Below are 17,138 nucleotides of genomic sequence, written 5' to 3'. Positions count from 1 at the left end.
ATAATGAAAAAAGTATATTTATCACTTTCACTACTAAGTTGTCTGTTGTTCAACGGAACTCTCTTTGCGCAGGATTTTTATCAGGAACAAAGAGCAGGATGGCTTGACATTGCAGAAGCAACAAAACCTAAATTGATTGAAACCATAAAAAAACCTATTGGGATTGTTTCAGTTGTAAAAGACGAAAAAGCATACCAAGGCTGGAAAGTTGTTCCCAAACAACCGATGGACAGTTTGTACACCCGCTCTATGAAAAAACAATCAGGTGTTGTTTTGGATTTTGGAGAACATCTTACCGGATTTGTTACTTTTAAGATTGAAGACTTGAATCGTGCTGCCGACGCTGCCCTAAGACTTAAATTCACTTTTGCAGAAGTTCCTGCCGAAGCCGCTTTACCATTTGATCCGTATCATGGCCAATTGAGCCGTGCTTGGTTGCAAGACGAAATCGTAACCGTATCTGAAGTTCCTAACACTATCACCATTCCACGCAGAGTAGCGTTTCGTTATGTGAAAATTGAAGTGCTAGGAAGTTCGGTATATTCTGATTTTAAAGTTTCGGATATTTCGGTTAAAGCCACGACTTCTGTTAAAGAGCCTGCTGCACCTTTGGCCGCAACAACTCCGGATTTAATCAAAAAAATAGATCAAATTGGTTTAAATACTTTGAAAGAATGTATGCAAACTGTTTATGAAGATGGCCCAAAACGTGACAGACGGCTTTGGATTGGAGATTTGTACTTAGAGTCATTGGCTAATATTTACTCTTTCAAAAATCATGATCTTACCAAACACTGCCTTTATTTGTTGGCAGGATTAAGTTATGAGGATGGAGTGGCTCCTTCCAATGTTTTCGAACGTCCGACACCGCATGCGCAAATCAATCCTCTTTTTGATTATGCCCTTATTTACAATGTGGCTTTAAAAGAATATTTAGTGGCTACAGGAGATAAAAAAACAGCTTTGGATCTTTGGAAAGTTGCTAAAAAACAAATCGAAATCCCTAAAAAATATATTGGCGAAGACGGTATGATGGATTACGAGCGTGCCGATAAAGACTGGTGGTTGTTTTTTGACTGGAGAGATGGGCTGGATAAACAAGCCGGATTGCAAGGTGTGGTGATTTGGGCATATAAAAACACCTACGAATTAGCCAAAATGTTAGGCAAAGAAAATGAAGTGGCTGAATTGCCTGCTCTTATCGAAAAGTTGACAAAAGCCGCTCACAAAAATTTATACGATGCTAAAAGCGGATTATTTGTAAGCGGAAAAGACAGACAAGTTTCGTATTGCTCACAAGCTTGGATGGTCTTGAGTGGTGTTGCTTCAAAAGCGGAAGGTGTAAGAGCACTAAAAGCATTGCCAACTACTGAAAATGTGGTGTATCCCGGTGCACCTTACTTATATCATTATGTTATTGAAGCCATGATAAAAGTGGGAATGAAGAAAGAGGCTAAAGATATCATTACTAATTATTGGGGAGATATGGTTCATAAAGGAGCCGATACTTTCTGGGAAGTGTACGACCCAAAAAACGATTTCCTTTCTCCATACAATGCCTTTTTGGTAAACAGTTATTGTCATGCCTGGAGTTGTACTCCGGTGTATTTTATTAGAAAATATCCTGAAATCTTTCAGAAATAATATTTTTTTAATTGGTTAATTTAAATTTTTCAAAAAAATGAAAAAAAATTGTACTGTAATCATTTTCTGTTTACACTTTTTATTGGTTTCAGCAATTTCTTTTGCGCAAAAAATAGAACCTTCAATTTTAGAAAATAGATGGCAGGCGTTTTGGGTAACTGTTCCAAGCGCTACTGCTGATGGTTACGGTGTTTATTTATTTCGTAAAACAGTTGAATTAGCATCTAAACCAAGTTCTTTTATTGTTCACATTTCGGCTGACAATCGGTATAAACTTTTTGTAAATGAGAAATTAGTTTCAATGGGACCAGCTCGTGGAGACCTGAGCCATTGGAATTTTGAAACAGTGGACATTGCAGGATATCTAAAGGCTGGTAAGAATACTATTGCAGCACAGGTTTGGAACGAAGGGGAATGGAAGCCCGAAGCACAGATTTCGTTTAGAACAGGATTTATACTTCAAGGAGCTACTGCTGTCGAGTCAATTCTAAATACCAACAACACTTGGAAATGTGAAAAAGATAATAGTTTCGCTCCGCTTAAGTTTGATGTGCCTACTTATTATGTGGCTGGTGCAGGAGAGATTCGTAACATGGCATTACACCCAAAAGCTTGGGAAAGTGAAGGATATGATGATTCAAACTGGCAAAATGCCAAACAAATTTTTAGAGGTTCTCCTAAAAATCAATTAGGAGCTTATGGTACTACAAGTGGTTGGATGCTCGTTCCATCAGAGATTCCTCAAATGGAGATGAAAGATGAACGATTATTAAAAGTGGTCAATATCCAAGGAAATTGTTCCATACCACCTGGATTTCCGGAGAAGAAAAATGAAATAAATATTCCCGCTAAATCTTCAGTTAAAATAATATTAGATCAAACGTATTTGACTAATGGATATCTAAATTTAGAATTTAGTGGCGGAAAAGATGCTTCGATAACATTAAGTTATGCCGAGTCGATGTACTCAACATATCCGTCTAAAGGAAACAGAAACGAAACGGATGGCAAACTGTTTTTAGGTCGCAAAGACAGTTTGATTTCTAATGGAAGTAAGGTTCAGAAATTTACAAGTCTTACATACCGTACCTATCGCTTTATAGAATTAAGTGTTGTCACACAAAATGAGTCGCTCACTTTGAATGATATTTATGGCACTTTCACTGGATATCCGTTTAAATTGAATGCCAGTATTGCTTCAACAAATAATGAGATGAATAAGATGCTGGAAATTGGTTGGAGAACGGCTCGACTATGTGCAACAGAAACCTATATGGATTGTCCCTATTATGAACAACTGCAATACATCGGGGATACCAGGATTCAAGCCTTAGTATCGCTCTACAATAGTGGTGATGATCGTTTGGTAAAGAATGCTATCAATCTGATGGATTTTTCAAGGCAACCTGAAGGTGTTACATTGAGTAGGCATCCATCTTATACACCACAATACATTCCTACATTTTCACTATGGTATATAGGCATCTTGCACGACTATAGCAGATATGGTAGCGATGTAGCTTTTATCAAAGATAAAGTAAGTGGAGTTCGTCAAATATTGGATTACTTCAAGAAATATCAACAAACAGATGGTTCATTGAAAAATGTGCCACAGTGGATGTTTACCGATTGGGTTGATAATTTCAAAGATTGGAAAGAAGGTACTGGTCCGATGAGTGCAAACGGAACATCTGCTTTGCTCGATTTGCAACTTTTGTGGGCATTTCAGGAAGCAGCTGATTTAGAGAATAAGTTAGGCATACCCGCTTTTGCAAACGAATATCAGCAATCTATAGATCTTTTGAAGAAAACTATTAGAGCAAAATATTGGGACAAAGAGAAAAAAATGTTTGCTGACCGAGAAGAAAAAGATGTTTTTTCACAGCATACTAACGCTTTGGCGATATTGACGGGAATTGTTAATACACAAGAAGCTGCGCAAATTTCTCAAGAATTATTAACCAATAATCAATTAGCACCAGCCTCTATTTATTTCAAATATTATTTACACCAAGCACTTATTAAAGCGGGAAAAGGCAATGATTATTTGAAGTGGTTGGATAAATGGCGAGAAAATATGAGTTTAGGTTTGACAACTTGGGCAGAAACTTCAGATGTAGACAAAACTCGTTCTGACTGTCATGCTTGGGGGGCAAGTCCAAATATTGAGTTTTACAGAACCATTTTGGGAGTTGATAGTGATGGTATTGGCTTTTCAAAAGTTAAAATTGAGCCACATTTAGGGCAAATGACCGAAATGAGCGGAACTGTACCTCATCCCAAAGGAAACATTGCGGTAAGTTATAAATTAGAAAATGGGAAATGGAATATTCAAATAGAATTACCAAAAACTATAACTGGTAAACTGGTGTGGAACGCTAAGACGATAGTGCTAAAAGAAGGTACAAATCAAATAGTCCAGTAATTAAAATTAAAACAAAAAATGATAAAACAATCTTTATTTCTCGTGTTGTTATTGAGTTTTACAATGAGTAATGCTCAAAAAGTTATTCCACTTTACGATGGGAAAGTTCCAAATTCTAAAGCGATAGCCGGATTAACGGATACTACTGCCGTTTTTCCCGCGGGAAATAAAAAGATTCATTTTGTTTTGAGAGTTGCCAGTCCAGAATTAACAGTTTTTTTACCGGAGAAAAGCAAAGCTACCGGTATTGCAGTCATTATTTGTCCGGGCGGAGGTTATACGGGTTTGGCAATTGACCACGAAGGATATGATATTGCCAAAAAATTAAATGAAAAAGGGATTGCAGGCTTTGTTTTAAAATACCGTTTGCCCAATTCGAAATATGTCGAAAATAAGGAAATTGTTCCTTTGCAGGATGCCCAACGCGCCATTCAATTGGTTCGGAAAAATGCTAAGGAATGGGGAATCAATCCTAATAAAATTGGTATAGAAGGAAACTCTGCAGGAGGGCATTTAGCTTCTACAGCCGGAACACATTATCAAAAATCATTGATTGATAATCCTCTAAAAACCAGTTTACGTCCGGACTTTATGGTTTTAAATTATCCTGTTATCAGTATGGCGGATAGTTTGACACATTTGGGGTCAAGGGATAATTTGATAGGAGAAGCATTAGATGCAAGTAAGACTGAGCAGAAAACATCGGAACAAAAATTATCCAATCTACCGGTAACTGGGGAAAAAATTAAGGAATATTCTAATGAGCTTCAGGTGACATCTGACACGCCACCAACATTTATTACCCATGCCGTTGATGATGATGCAGTAAAAGTGCAAAATTCATTACTGTTTATTGCCGCTTTGCAAAAAAACAAAGTGCCGGTTGAATCTTTCTTTTATGCCAAAGGCGGACATGGTTACGCAATGGATAATCCAACTAGCGATGTAGAGTGGATAGACTCTTGTATGAATTGGATTTTAAAATTAAATAAATAAAATAAATCAAAATTTATAAAAATGAAAAAACACATTTTACTTTTCTGGCTCATTTGCTTCAGTACGATTGCTTTTGCACAAGTGGAACTTCGTAATCTTACGGTCGAAAATGCAAGTAATCCAATTGGTATTGGAGTAAAAACACCACGTTTTAGCTGGAAGTTAGTTTCTGCTAAACAAAACGTTAAACAGACCGCCTACGAAATCCAGGTTAAAAACGGAGGAAACACGGTTTGGACATCGGGAAAAGTAGCTTCCGAAGCATCTATCTTTAATAAATATGCAGGTTCTCCATTAGTATCTGATTCAAAATATACTTGGCAAGTGCGTGTATGGGATAACCAAGGAAATACTTCTAAATGGGCAACCGCTTCGTTTGGAACAGCTTTGCTTCATTCGAATGAATGGAAAGCGACCTGGATTGGATCCGGTTTAAAAAGTGATACCGTGAATGGCGTGGTACCGATGTTCAGAAAATCATTTTCAGCCAATAAAAAAATTGCTTCCGCCAAAGTATATGTAACTTCAAGGGGTTTGTATGAGGTTCAAATCAACGGAAAAAGAATGGGAGATTCCTACCTTTCTCCAGGTTGGACAAGCTATGATAAGCACTTGCAATACCAAACTTATGATGTTTCTAATATGCTTTCTGAAGGTAAAAATGCTATTGGAGTTTTGTTAGGAAGCGGTTGGTACCGCACGCGTTTGGGTTGGGAAAACAAACAAAATATATATGGAAAAGAGACAGGATTACTTTTCCAAATGGTCATCAAATATGCTGACGGCACAACTGAAACGGTCGTCTCTGATACGTCTTGGAAAGCGAGCAATAGTCACATTCTCTCTTCTGAAATTTATAATGGAGAAATTCAAGATGCGCGTTTAGTACAAAAAAATTATAGTGTTGCTAATTTTGATGACAGCAAATGGACGAATGCCGTAGCCAAAGATTTTCCAACAGATTATATCACAGCGTCTATCAACGAACCGATTCGCAAACAGGAACATATAAAACCGATTGCTGTTTTAACCTCTCCAAAAGGGGAAACCATTTTAGATTTTGGGCAAAATCTGGCAGGTTGGGTTGCAGTTAGTATCCAAGGGAAATCGGGTGACCAAATTAAACTTTCCCATGTGGAAATGTTAGACAAAAAGGGAACGCCTTATTTTGAAAACTTACGTTCTGCCAAAGCGCAGGCAACTTATATTTTAAGCGGTAATGGAATTGAAACTTTCGAACCTCATTTTACCACTTTTGGTTTCAGATATGTAAAAGTAGAAGGAATTACAGGAAAAATAAATCCAGATAATTTTACGGCTATAGCCTTGTATTCGGATGTTAAAAAAACAGGTTCTTTTGAAACTTCAAATGCATACGTAAACAAATTACAATCCAATATTCAATGGAGCCAAAGAGGCAATTTCTTAGACGTTCCTACAGATTGTCCGCAGCGTGATGAACGTTTGGGATGGACTGGAGATGCCGAAGTGTTTTCAAGAACTGCGGCTTATAATTTTAATGTGGATCAGTTTTTTGCCAAATGGCTGATTGATGTGGCTGCTGACCAAAAAGAAAACGGAGCAGTGCCATTTGTTATTCCAAATGTTTTAAAAGGATCTGGTTTTGATATGCCTGTAGGTGCTGCCGGTTGGTCAGATGCGAGTATTATCATTCCGTATAATATGTATGTAAGTTATGGAGATAAGGAAATTGTTGAAAGACAATATCCAAGTATGAAAGCCTATTTGAATTATGTACGTAATGCGGCCAAAAACGATTTATGGAATACTGGTTTTCAGTTTGCGGATTGGTTGAGTTACAGAGTCGATGATTCGAAAGGAATGATTGGGATGAAATCAGCAATAACAGACAACTATTTGGTAGCCCAGTGTTTTTACGCCTACAATGTAGAAATCATGATAAAAGCGGCAACTTTATTAGGGAAAACAGAAGAAGTAAAAGAGTATCAATCCCTTTTGGAACGCGTTAGAAAAGCCTTTCAAACAGAATATATGACGGCATCAGGCAAGCTAATTTCAGAAACACAAACCGCCTATATTTTGGCTTTGCAATTTGATATGTTGCCAGAAAACCTAAGAGCGCAAGCCGTAGAGCGTTTGGTGAAAAATATCGAAAGCTATGAATACCATTTGACAACAGGATTTTTAGGAACCCCTTTCTTAAACCCAGTTTTAACCCGTTTTGGCAGAAATGATATTGCTTACAAATTGCTGCTTCAGGATACCTATCCTTCTTGGTTGTACCCAATAAAAGCTCATGGAGCCACTACTATTTGGGAACGTTGGGATTCAATGAAACCGGACGGAACTTTTCAAGATCCAAGTATGACTTCTTTCAATCATTATGCGTATGGCGCAGTAGGGGATTGGATGTACAGAACGATTGCAGGCATTGACACTAAAGAAGCTGATGGTGCTGGATATAAATCGATTATTATTAAACCCGAACTAGGAGGTAATCTTACTTACGCCAAAGGAAGTGTAGAAACAAATTATGGTTTGGTTTCTTCATCCTGGAAAATAGAAAACAACAAGTTGATACTTGATGTGGAGGTCCCGGCTAACACCAATGCCACTATTGAATTTCCAACGAATAAAATAGAAACCATTAAAGAAAACAAAGCTGTTTTGAATGCAAAAAGTAAAACAGTTGGTTCAGGTAAGTACCATTTTGAAATGGAGCTGTAAGTATTTCTTTTTATCCAATAGGTTGTTTGTTTCATTAGAGGATAAATAAGTTGTCTCATCGAGGAAAAATTACTCAACTCACTATTATAGTAATGATTTACATGATCTGTAACATTCCTTTAAAAATTAGGTGTTTGGGTTTATTTGATCAACCAACTTCTTGGAAACAATAAAAAAGAATAAATAATCATAAAAAGTGAAAAAAAGGTGGTTTTGTAAGGACTGTATAGGACTGTTTTGTCTCTCTTATTCTCTTATTTTACAAAACCAAAATCATTAATACTAAAATCAAATTATTAAATGGAAGCACTACTCGGAATTATTTTTCACTCGATAGGAGGTTTCTCTTCAGGAAGTTTTTATATGCCTTTTAAAAAGGTTAAAGGTTGGGCTTGGGAAAGCTATTGGATAGTAGGAGGATTTTTCTCTTGGTTGGTAGTTCCACCAATTGCGGCTTATTTAACTATTCCGGGGTTTACCGATATTATTAGTGCAGCCGTTCCGTCCGTCAAAGCAGTTACATATTCTATGGGATTAATTTGGGGAATTGGAGGACTTACATATGGTCTTGGTGTTCGCTATTTAGGAATGTCATTGGGTAATTCAATAGTATTGGGTTTTTGTTCCGCTTTTGGAGCCTTAGTGCCTTCTGTTTATTATAATTTTTATCCTGTTGAAGGGAAAGTTTCTTTTACTGATATGCTTTCTAATACTGGCGGTCGTCTTGTTTTATTAGGGGTTTTGGTTTGCCTTATCGGAATAGCCATTTCAGGAAAAGCCGGAATGTTGAAGGAAAAGGATTTTGCAGTAGGGCATGAAGACAAGGATAAAGATTTTAGTTTAGTGAAAGGACTTATCATCGCCGTTATTTCGGGAATCCTTAGTTCGTTCTTTAATTATGGAATAGAAGCCGGAAAACCGATGGCAGACGAGGCAGTAAGATTAGGATCCAATCCCTTATTTCAAAATAATGTTACCTATATCGTTTTGCTTTGGGGTGGACTTACAACCAATTTTATCTGGTGTATGTATCTTAATTTTAGAAATAGAACTTTCGGGGATTATACCAACAATCAAACTCCAATTGCTAAAAATATTTTGTTCTCAGCTATTGCAGGTACGATGTGGTTTTTACAATTCTTCTTTTATGGAATGGGCGAAAGCAAACTCGGTAACGGGGCCAGTTCATGGATTTTACACATGGCAACCATCATTTTAACGGCTAACTTTTGGGGATTTTATTTGAAAGAATGGTCTGGTGTATCTACCAGGACTTTCAGAACATTCCTTTGGGGTATTGCCTTAATCATGGCATCCATTGTATTGGTTGGAATTGGAAATTCTCTTTAATCAATACTATTCAAATTTTCTTATAAATAATTTTAATATAACGATATGTCAACTATAAACACAAATAACATGAATTTTCAGCACGTAAGCTACCTCTGGGATGATGCTAAAGCTGCAACATTGGCGGGAGATGAAGTAGCACTTTTTATATATCGCTCTAATTTATTAGGAGCTGATTTAAGACTAACAAATTATGGCGGAGGGAATACTTCTGTAAAAATCACTGATAAAGACCCATTAACAGGAGCTGATTCTGAAGTAATGTGGATTAAAGGTTCAGGAGGAGATATTGGAACATTAACAAAATCAGGTTGCGCAGCTCTTTATTTAGAAAGACTTCTTGATCTTGAAAACGTGTACAGAGGAATCGAATTTGAGGACGAAATGGTAGAATTATTCAATCACTGTATTTTCGACTTAGCTTCAAAAGCACCTTCTATCGATACACCTTTACACGGATTCTTACCTTTCAAACATATTGACCACTTGCATCCTGATGCCGCGATTGCTATCGCTGCCGCAAAAGATGGAGCCAAAATAACCGAAGAATTATTCAACGGTGAAATTGGTTGGGTGGGATGGCAACGTCCCGGTTTCGATTTAGGATTACAAATGCGTGCTTGTCTTGCAGAAGCTGAGGCGCATGGTAAAAAACTTAAAGGAGTTATGTTGGGCTCTCACGGGTTGTTTACCTGGGGAGACACGTCTTATGAAAGTTATATCAACACTCTTGAGGTAATTGAGAAATGTGCCGAATATTTAGAAAGTAATTATGGTAAAAAGCGTCCTGTTTTTGGCGGTCAAAAAATCGAAAGTCTTCCATTGGAAGAGCGTCAATTGAAAGCTGCTAAAGTAGCGCCGATATTGCGTGGTTTCTGTTCATCAGAACGCAAAATGATTGGCCATTATACAGATGATGCCAGAGTGTTGGAGTTCATTAATTCAAATGACTTAGAAAAATTGGCACCATTGGGAACCTCTTGTCCAGACCACTTTTTGCGTACCAAAATCAGTCCTTTAGTACTGGAATTAGATACTAACGAAGATTTGTCTGACGTAGAAGCAATTAAAGCAAAATTAACGCCTGCTTTTGAAGCCTACCGTAAGATGTATTCTGATTATTACGATACTTGCAAAAAATCGAATTCGCCTGCTATGCGTGATCCAAATCCTGTAGTGATTTTATATCCGGGTGTTGGGATGTTCACTTTCGCAAAAGACAAAACGATGGCGCGTTTGGCATCAGAATATTATATCAATGCGGTTAATGTAATGAAAGGAGCAGAAGCTGTTTCAGAATATACTTCATTACCTCGCCAGGAAGCCTTTGATATCGAATATTGGTTGCTTGAAGAAGCCAAATTGCAACGTATGCCAAAACCAAAATCCTTGTCAGGAAGAATCGCTTTAATTACAGGATCTGCAGGTGGAATAGGTAAGGCTATCGCGAAGAAATTTGCTGAAGAAGGTGCTTGTATCGTCATCAATGATATTAATGTAGAACGTCTGGAAGGTGCTACTGCAGATTTTATCAAAGCCTTTGGTAAAGATGCCGTTTCCAGTACCTTATTAAATGTAACGGACGAAAACAGTACAGAAAAAGCTTTAGATGCTGCTTGTTTAGCCTTTGGAGGTGTGGATATTGTAGTGAATAATGCCGGAATCAGTATCTCAAAATCAATTGCAGAACACAGTTTAGAAGATTGGGATAAATTATATGATATTTTGGTGAAAGGGCAATTTATTGTTTCGAAAGCTGGAATAGAAGTGATGCGTAAACAAGGATTTGGTGGGGACATTGTAAACATCGTATCTAAAAATGCAGTGGTAGCCGGACCAAACAATCCGGGGTACGGATCTGCCAAAGCAGCACAGGCACACTTAACCCGTTTGATGGCTGCCGAATTAGGTGGTGACAAAATCCGTGTGAATACGGTAAATCCGGATGCGGTTATTTCTGATTCAAATATATGGTCAGGAGGCTGGGCTGAAGGTCGTGCGAAAGCGTATGGTATTACTGTTGCAGAATTGCCTGCTTACTATGCAAAACGTACATTATTGAATGAAATTATATTGCCTGATGATATTGCTAATGCTTGTTTTGCATTTGTAGGTGGTCTGTTGAATAAATCAACAGGAAATGCCTTAAATGTTGACGGTGGAGTAGCTATGGGCTTTTACAGATAATTAAGTTAATTTGGTTTTTAATTTGTTTTCTAACGTCCGATTCTTTCGGGCGTTAGATTTACTACAATTAGAATAATTTTATTGTAGACCAAACAACTTTAAAAATTCAATTTTGCTTAAGCGCCATTATAAAAATAAGTTTTTATTTAACTTTATAAAAAAAATACCATGTTAATTGATTCCAATAAAATAAATACACATAATGAAGATTTAATAAAATCTCATACCAATAAATTGGTTTTTACCGCTTCAGAAATTGGTGAAACCGAAGCTATTATCCAAAAATTAATTGATTTCCAAATTGCAATTCCATCTTGGGCTTTAGGCACTGGAGGAACGCGCTTTGGCCGTTTTGCAGGAGGAGGAGAACCACGCTCCTTAGAAGAAAAAATTGAAGATGTTGGTTTATTGCATGCTTTAAACAATGCTTCTGGCGCGATTTCCTTACACATTCCTTGGGATATCCCTACAGATTATCAAGCCATAAAAAGCCTAGCCGCTCAACACGGATTAAAATTTGATGCTGTTAATTCAAATACTTTTCAAGACCAAGCGAATCAGGAGCATTCGTATAAATTCGGGTCTCTGCAAAACGTAAACAAAGCCGTTCGTAAACAAGCTATTGCCCACAATATTGAAGTAATTCAGCAGGGTATTGCCTTGGGGTCTGAATCACTAACAGTTTGGTTGGCTGACGGTTCTTGTTTTCCTGGTCAATTGAATTTCCGTAAAGCCTATCAAAACACACTGGAAAGCTTAGAGGAAATTTATGCTGCTTTGCCATCAAACTGGAAAATGTTTTTGGAGTACAAAGGATACGAGCCTAATTTTTACTCTACTACAGTAGCAGATTGGGGGCAATCGTATTCTTACGTAAAAAAATTAGGAGACAAAGCCTTTACTTTGGTTGATTTAGGTCACCATCTTCCAAATGCCAATATTGAGCAAATTGTTGCTTTATTGCTTATGGAAGAAAAATTGGGTGGTTTCCATTTCAATGATTCAAAATACGGAGATGATGATTTAACGGCAGGTTCCATGAAACCATACCAATTGTTCTTGATTTTCAATGAATTGGTAGAAGGTATGGATGCCAGAGGAATGAATCATGCGAAAGATTTAGGATGGATGATTGATGCATCCCATAATGTTAAAGATCCTTTGGAAGATTTACTGCAATCAGTTGAAGGGATAATGATTGCTTACGCTCAGGCACTTTTGGTAGACAGAAAAGCATTAGAAATTGCGCAGAATGAAAATGATGTAGTTAGAGCACAAGAGATTTTGCAGAACGCGTTCCGTACGGATGTTCGTGCTTTAGTGGCCGAAGCGCGTTTGCGTTCAGGTGCTGCATTGAATCCGGTTGGATTGTATCGTGATCTTGCTGTCAGAAACGGTCTTATTACTGAAAGAGGTTTCAAAACAGTAGCAACAGGATTATAATTATGAATTATGAGTTATGAGTTATAAGATGATAAACTATTGTTGTTTGATATAAAAACAAAAAGACTTAGCTTAATAACATTCAACTCTTAGGACGAAAATCATAATTCTTTAATTCATAATTTATAATTCATAACTCATAATTGACTAATGAATGTAGTAGCAATTTTTGATATTGGAAAAACAAACAAAAAAGTCTTTCTTTTCAATGAAAATTATCAAATTGTTTGGGAAAAATCAGTGAATCTTCCTGAAACGGTCGATGAGGATGGTTTTCCATGCGAAGATATTGAAGCACTCGAAAATTGGGTGCTAGACCGGTTAGCCGAGGTAAAAAAATTAACAGACTATGTTTTGAAGGCTGTTAATTTCAGTACCTATGGTGCCAGTTTTGTTTATGTTGATAAAGACGGGAAGGTTTTAACCCCTTTGTACAATTACCTTAAAAGTTATCCTGAAGTTTTAAGAAGAGAGTTTTATAAAAAATATAAAGGAGAAGAAATTTTTGCTGTAAAAACAGCGTCTCCGGTTTTAGGCAGTTTGAATTCAGGAATGCAGATTTACCGTTTAAAGAATGAAAATCCGGAAGTATTTGAGAAAGTTAAATATTGTCTGCATTTGCCACAATATCTGAGTTCACTCTTGACAGGTCAATACTTTACTGATATTACAAGCATTGGTTGTCATACCAATCTTTGGAATTTTAAAAAAATGAAATACCACAAATGGGTAACTAAAGAAAATATCATAGCGAAGATTCCTCCGCTTCACTATGCTGAAGATACAATACAGTTACCCGAAAGTGGCATCTCAGTTGGTGTGGGATTGCATGATAGTTCCTCAGCCATGATTCCATATACAATAAATTTTACAGAACCATTTGTGTTGTTGTCTACGGGAACCTGGAGCATTTCTTTGAATCCTTTTAATGATTCTCCACTGACTTTTGAGGAACTGCAAAATGACTGTTTGTGTTATTTGCAATACATAGAGAAACCGGTAAAAGCAGCTCGTTTGTTTAGCGGGAATGAACATGAAATTCAAACCAAAAAATTAGCGAGCCATTTTGGAGTACTGTTGGATGCTTATAAAGAAGTTGTTTATGACAAAGAGATTATTGCTTACTTGAGAGCCATTGATTTCAATAAACCGGCTCCAATCAGCGATACATACAGGATTCTCAAAGAATTTCCTTTTGAAAAGAGAAATCTTAATGATTTTAAAAATTATGACATAGCCTATCATCGATTAATGTTAGATATCATTACACAACAAATTCTTTCTACCCAATTGGTGATACACAACAGTCCCGTTAAGAAAGTGTTTGTAGATGGTGGTTTTAGTAAAAACCCAATCTTCATGAATTTACTGGCTGAAGCTTTTCCCGAGATGGAGGTTTATGCTGCTTCGATGGCACAAGCCAGTGCATTGGGTGCCGCATTAGCTATTCACAAGAATTGGAATCCAAAGCCTATTCAAAATGATTTGATTGATTTAAAATTTTATAAACACTAGTAATGAAAGTTGGACTTTTTATCCCCTGTTATGTTGACCAATTTTACCCAAATGTGGGTATCGCTACCTATGAATTATTGCAAAAATTGGGCTGTGATGTGCGTTTTCCAATGGGCCAAACTTGCTGCGGACAGCCAATGGCCAACAGCGGATACGAGCATTTGACTAAAGGATGTGATACTAATTTCATTGCTAATTTTGCAGACTTTGATTATATCGTTTGTCCTTCTGGAAGTTGTGTGTTGCATGTAAAAGAGCATTTGCACGATGATAAAAATGAAGCATTGGCCGTCCAAATGAGAAAACGGGTTTTTGAATTAACGGAGTTCATTACAGATGTTTTAAAAGTCGAAATAATTCCGGGAAATTTTCCGCATAAAGTAGGTTTACACCAAAGTTGCCATGGACAAAGAGGCTTGAAGCTTTCGCAAATGAGTGAATTGAATGCGCCATTTTTTTCTAAGCCAGAACAATTATTGAGCAAAATCAACGGAATAAATTTGGTTTCCTTAAGTCGAAAAGACGAATGTTGTGGTTTTGGCGGTACTTTTTGTGTAACCGAGGAAGCCATTTCTGTAAAGATGGGACAAGACCGTATTAAAGACCACGAAAAACATCAGGTAGAATATATTACGGGTTACGATATGTCCTGTTTAATGCATTTAGAAGGTATTTTAAACAGACAAAAAAGCCCTATAAAAATTATTCACATTGCGGAAATATTAAATTCTTCCATATGAAAAGTAGTTTAGAACATAGCGAAGCCGCAGCAATTTTTAATAAAGATGCCAAACGAGTAGATTGGCATGATGAAACGCTTTGGTTTGTTCGTGAAAAACGGGATAAGGCGGCTTTTCAAATTCCGGAATGGGAATTACTAAGAGAAACAGCTTCACAAATCAAGAATAATGTACTTTCGAATATCCATGATTATTTGGTTGAATTTGAGTTGAATGCCAAAAAAAACGGCATGATTGTTCATTGGGCTGCCGATGCCGATGAACACAATACGATAGTGCATTCTATTATAGCCAAACATGGCGTAAAGCAGATGGTTAAATCTAAATCAATGCTTACTGAAGAATGCCATTTGAATGAATATTTATCCGAAAAAGGTATTGACGTCATTGATTCTGATTTGGGAGAACGCATCGTTCAGCTTCGAAAAGAACCGCCAAGTCATATTGTTTTACCGGCTATTCATCTTAAAAAAGAAGATGTCAGTGAAACTTTCCATGAACATCTTGGAACCGAAAAAGGAAATAACGACCCACAATATTTAACAGAAGCCGCACGTCTTCATTTAAGAGATACTTTCCTTACCCGAAAAGTGGCTTTGACAGGAGTGAATTTTGCCATTGCCGAAACAGGTGAAATTGTCGTTTGTACCAATGAAGGCAATGCTGATATGGGGGTACACCTGGCTGATGTTCATATCGCCTGTATGGGTTTTGAAAAAATAATTCCAAAACGAAAGCACTTAGGTGTTTTTCTACGATTGTTGGCTAGAAGCGCAACGGGACAGCCTATAACCACTTTCTCTAGTCATTTCAAAACACCCAGAGAAGGAAAAGAAACCCATATTGTTATTGTAGATAATGGCAGAAGTACGCAATTAGGCAGGGAAGATTTCAGAAATTCATTGAAATGTATCCGTTGCGGTGCTTGTATGAATACCTGTCCGGTCTACAGAAGGAGTGGAGGACACAGTTATCATAATGCGGTGGCTGGGCCTATTGGCTCGATATTGGCGCCCAATCTTGATATGAGTAAAAATGCTGATTTGCCTTTTGCCAGCACACTTTGTGGTTCTTGTACCAATGTCTGTCCGGTGAAAATTGATATTCATGACCAATTGTACAAATGGCGTCAGGTATTGGTAAAAGAAGGGCATACTCCATTAGGAAAAACTATCGCAATGAATGGAATGGCAACGGTTTTAGCCAATCCTACAGTTTTTGAAATCGCGGGAAAAGCGGGACGATTTGTTATGAAAAACATGCCTGCAATCGTTAATAACAGTCTCAACCCTTGGTATAAACAAAGAGAAATGCCTGCTCCGCCAGAGGAATCCTTTAGAGAATGGTATAAGAAAAACGGAAAAGAATCGAAAGACAAACATCATGAGTAGGAGAGCCAGTATTTTAGAAAAAATAAAACTAAATCAGCCTTCAAGTATAACTGAATTACCTCATTTGGAAAGCTTAGGCAAGGAAACTTTTGACGTTCTCAATACCTACAAAAAAGTCTTACAAGGTATTGGCGGGGATTTTGTCGAAGTCCAGGATTATGATGCGATTATTACTTTTGTCAATAAAAATTATGCTGTTGAAAAACGCATCATAACTACCATTCCGCAACTTGCTGAAATTGCAACAATGGATTGGATAAATGATGATCCGCATACGCTAGAAAATGTAGAATTGGCTCTGGTTAAAGCTCATTTTGGTGTTGCCGAAAATTCGGCACTTTGGGTAACTGATGATTTGTTAGGACAACGTGTTTCAGTGTTTATTCCGCAATATTTAGCTATTGTAGTGAGTAAGAAAGATATTGTTGCGACTATGCATCAAGCGTACGAGCGCATCGGAAATCAGGAATATGGTTTTGGTACTTTTATAGCAGGACCATCCAAAACAGCCGATATAGAACAATCCCTAGTATTAGGAGCTCATGGAGCCAGGGGATTAACCGTATTCCTTATGGATTAATTTGTAAGTTCTTAAGTGTAATTATCTAAAATATTTCCTGACATTTTTCACTTCAAAAAGTGAATTGTATCGGGATTTTTTTTGTTCTTTTTTATCCCCAAAAAACACTCTATTATAGGTTTTAAAAGTTATATATAAAATTGTAAGTAACATAATAT

11 protein-coding genes are annotated in these 17,138 nt (G+C 37.1%); all 11 read left to right on the top strand.

All coding sequences use genetic code 11. From position 1 onward, the window contains the following. The first annotated feature begins 3 nt into the window (after positions 1 to 3). The 11 genes from ABEB23_RS04485 (at position 4) to ABEB23_RS04435 (ending at position 16,980) form a co-directional block, all read left to right on the top strand. Positions 4 to 1,644: an alpha-L-rhamnosidase-related protein gene (locus ABEB23_RS04485; RefSeq protein WP_348811209.1), complete on the top strand. Its 1,641-nt coding sequence runs from the start codon at positions 4 to 6 to the stop codon at positions 1,642 to 1,644. Positions 1,645 to 1,681: 37 nt separating this feature from the next. Further along, positions 1,682 to 4,069, top strand: coding sequence for an alpha-L-rhamnosidase-related protein (locus tag ABEB23_RS04480; RefSeq protein WP_348811208.1), 2,388 nt, complete (start codon positions 1,682 to 1,684; stop codon positions 4,067 to 4,069). A gap of 18 nt (positions 4,070 to 4,087) precedes the next feature. Continuing rightward, on the top strand, positions 4,088 to 5,065 hold the full coding sequence (locus ABEB23_RS04475; RefSeq protein WP_348811207.1) for an alpha/beta hydrolase: 978 nt from the start codon (positions 4,088 to 4,090) through the stop codon (positions 5,063 to 5,065). 21 nt (positions 5,066 to 5,086) lie between these two features. After that, positions 5,087 to 7,774: a family 78 glycoside hydrolase catalytic domain gene (locus ABEB23_RS04470; RefSeq protein WP_348811206.1), complete on the top strand. Its 2,688-nt coding sequence runs from the start codon at positions 5,087 to 5,089 to the stop codon at positions 7,772 to 7,774. A gap of 300 nt (positions 7,775 to 8,074) precedes the next feature. Further along, positions 8,075 to 9,124: an L-rhamnose/proton symporter RhaT gene (gene rhaT / locus ABEB23_RS04465; RefSeq protein WP_348811205.1), complete on the top strand. Its 1,050-nt coding sequence runs from the start codon at positions 8,075 to 8,077 to the stop codon at positions 9,122 to 9,124. A 45-nt stretch (positions 9,125 to 9,169) separates the two neighbouring features. Further along, positions 9,170 to 11,311, top strand: a complete 2,142-nt coding sequence (locus ABEB23_RS04460) for a bifunctional aldolase/short-chain dehydrogenase (protein WP_348811203.1) — start codon at positions 9,170 to 9,172, stop codon at positions 11,309 to 11,311. A gap of 168 nt (positions 11,312 to 11,479) precedes the next feature. Beyond that, positions 11,480 to 12,754, top strand: coding sequence for a sugar isomerase (locus ABEB23_RS04455; protein WP_348811201.1), 1,275 nt, complete (start codon positions 11,480 to 11,482; stop codon positions 12,752 to 12,754). Between the two features lie 150 nt (positions 12,755 to 12,904). Then, positions 12,905 to 14,269 carry an FGGY-family carbohydrate kinase gene (locus tag ABEB23_RS04450; protein WP_348811200.1) on the top strand — a complete coding sequence of 455 codons (1,365 nt, stop codon included), beginning with the start codon at positions 12,905 to 12,907 and terminating at the stop codon, positions 14,267 to 14,269. Between the two features lie 2 nt (positions 14,270 to 14,271). After that, positions 14,272 to 15,009, top strand: coding sequence for a (Fe-S)-binding protein (locus ABEB23_RS04445; RefSeq protein ID WP_348811199.1), 738 nt, complete (start codon positions 14,272 to 14,274; stop codon positions 15,007 to 15,009). After that, positions 15,006 to 16,400, top strand: a complete 1,395-nt coding sequence (locus ABEB23_RS04440; protein ID WP_348811198.1) for a lactate utilization protein B — start codon at positions 15,006 to 15,008, stop codon at positions 16,398 to 16,400. Before ABEB23_RS04445 ends, ABEB23_RS04440 begins: the two co-directional genes overlap by 4 nt. After that, a complete protein-coding gene (locus ABEB23_RS04435; protein ID WP_348811197.1) occupies positions 16,393 to 16,980 on the top strand; it encodes a LutC/YkgG family protein in 588 nt (195 codons plus the stop codon). Before ABEB23_RS04440 ends, ABEB23_RS04435 begins: the two co-directional genes overlap by 8 nt. Positions 16,981 to 17,138 lie beyond the last annotated feature (158 nt).

It is taken from the genome of Flavobacterium maritimum (genome assembly GCF_040049085.1).
GTDB lineage: Bacteria > Bacteroidota > Bacteroidia > Flavobacteriales > Flavobacteriaceae > Flavobacterium > Flavobacterium maritimum.
Note: the sequence above shows the minus strand (reverse complement) of the source record. Positions and strands in the feature narration are given on the sequence as shown.

Excerpts from the sequence above, each read along its gene's own strand:
- ABEB23_RS04480 (WP_348811208.1), top strand. The coding sequence starts at position 1,682 with ATGAAAAAAAATTGTACTGTAATCATTTTCTGTTTACACTTTTTATTG.
- rhaT (WP_348811205.1), top strand. The coding sequence starts at position 8,075 with ATGGAAGCACTACTCGGAATTATTTTTCACTCGATAGGAGGTTTCTCT.
- ABEB23_RS04440 (WP_348811198.1), top strand. The coding sequence starts at position 15,006 with ATGAAAAGTAGTTTAGAACATAGCGAAGCCGCAGCAATTTTTAATAAA.
- ABEB23_RS04435 (WP_348811197.1), top strand. The coding sequence starts at position 16,393 with ATGAGTAGGAGAGCCAGTATTTTAGAAAAAATAAAACTAAATCAGCCT.
- ABEB23_RS04470 (WP_348811206.1), top strand. The coding sequence starts at position 5,087 with ATGAAAAAACACATTTTACTTTTCTGGCTCATTTGCTTCAGTACGATT.
- ABEB23_RS04485 (WP_348811209.1), top strand. The coding sequence starts at position 4 with ATGAAAAAAGTATATTTATCACTTTCACTACTAAGTTGTCTGTTGTTC.
- ABEB23_RS04460 (WP_348811203.1), top strand. The coding sequence starts at position 9,170 with ATGTCAACTATAAACACAAATAACATGAATTTTCAGCACGTAAGCTAC.
- ABEB23_RS04445 (WP_348811199.1), top strand. The coding sequence starts at position 14,272 with ATGAAAGTTGGACTTTTTATCCCCTGTTATGTTGACCAATTTTACCCA.
- ABEB23_RS04450 (WP_348811200.1), top strand. The coding sequence starts at position 12,905 with ATGAATGTAGTAGCAATTTTTGATATTGGAAAAACAAACAAAAAAGTC.
- ABEB23_RS04475 (WP_348811207.1), top strand. The coding sequence starts at position 4,088 with ATGATAAAACAATCTTTATTTCTCGTGTTGTTATTGAGTTTTACAATG.
- ABEB23_RS04455 (WP_348811201.1), top strand. The coding sequence starts at position 11,480 with ATGTTAATTGATTCCAATAAAATAAATACACATAATGAAGATTTAATA.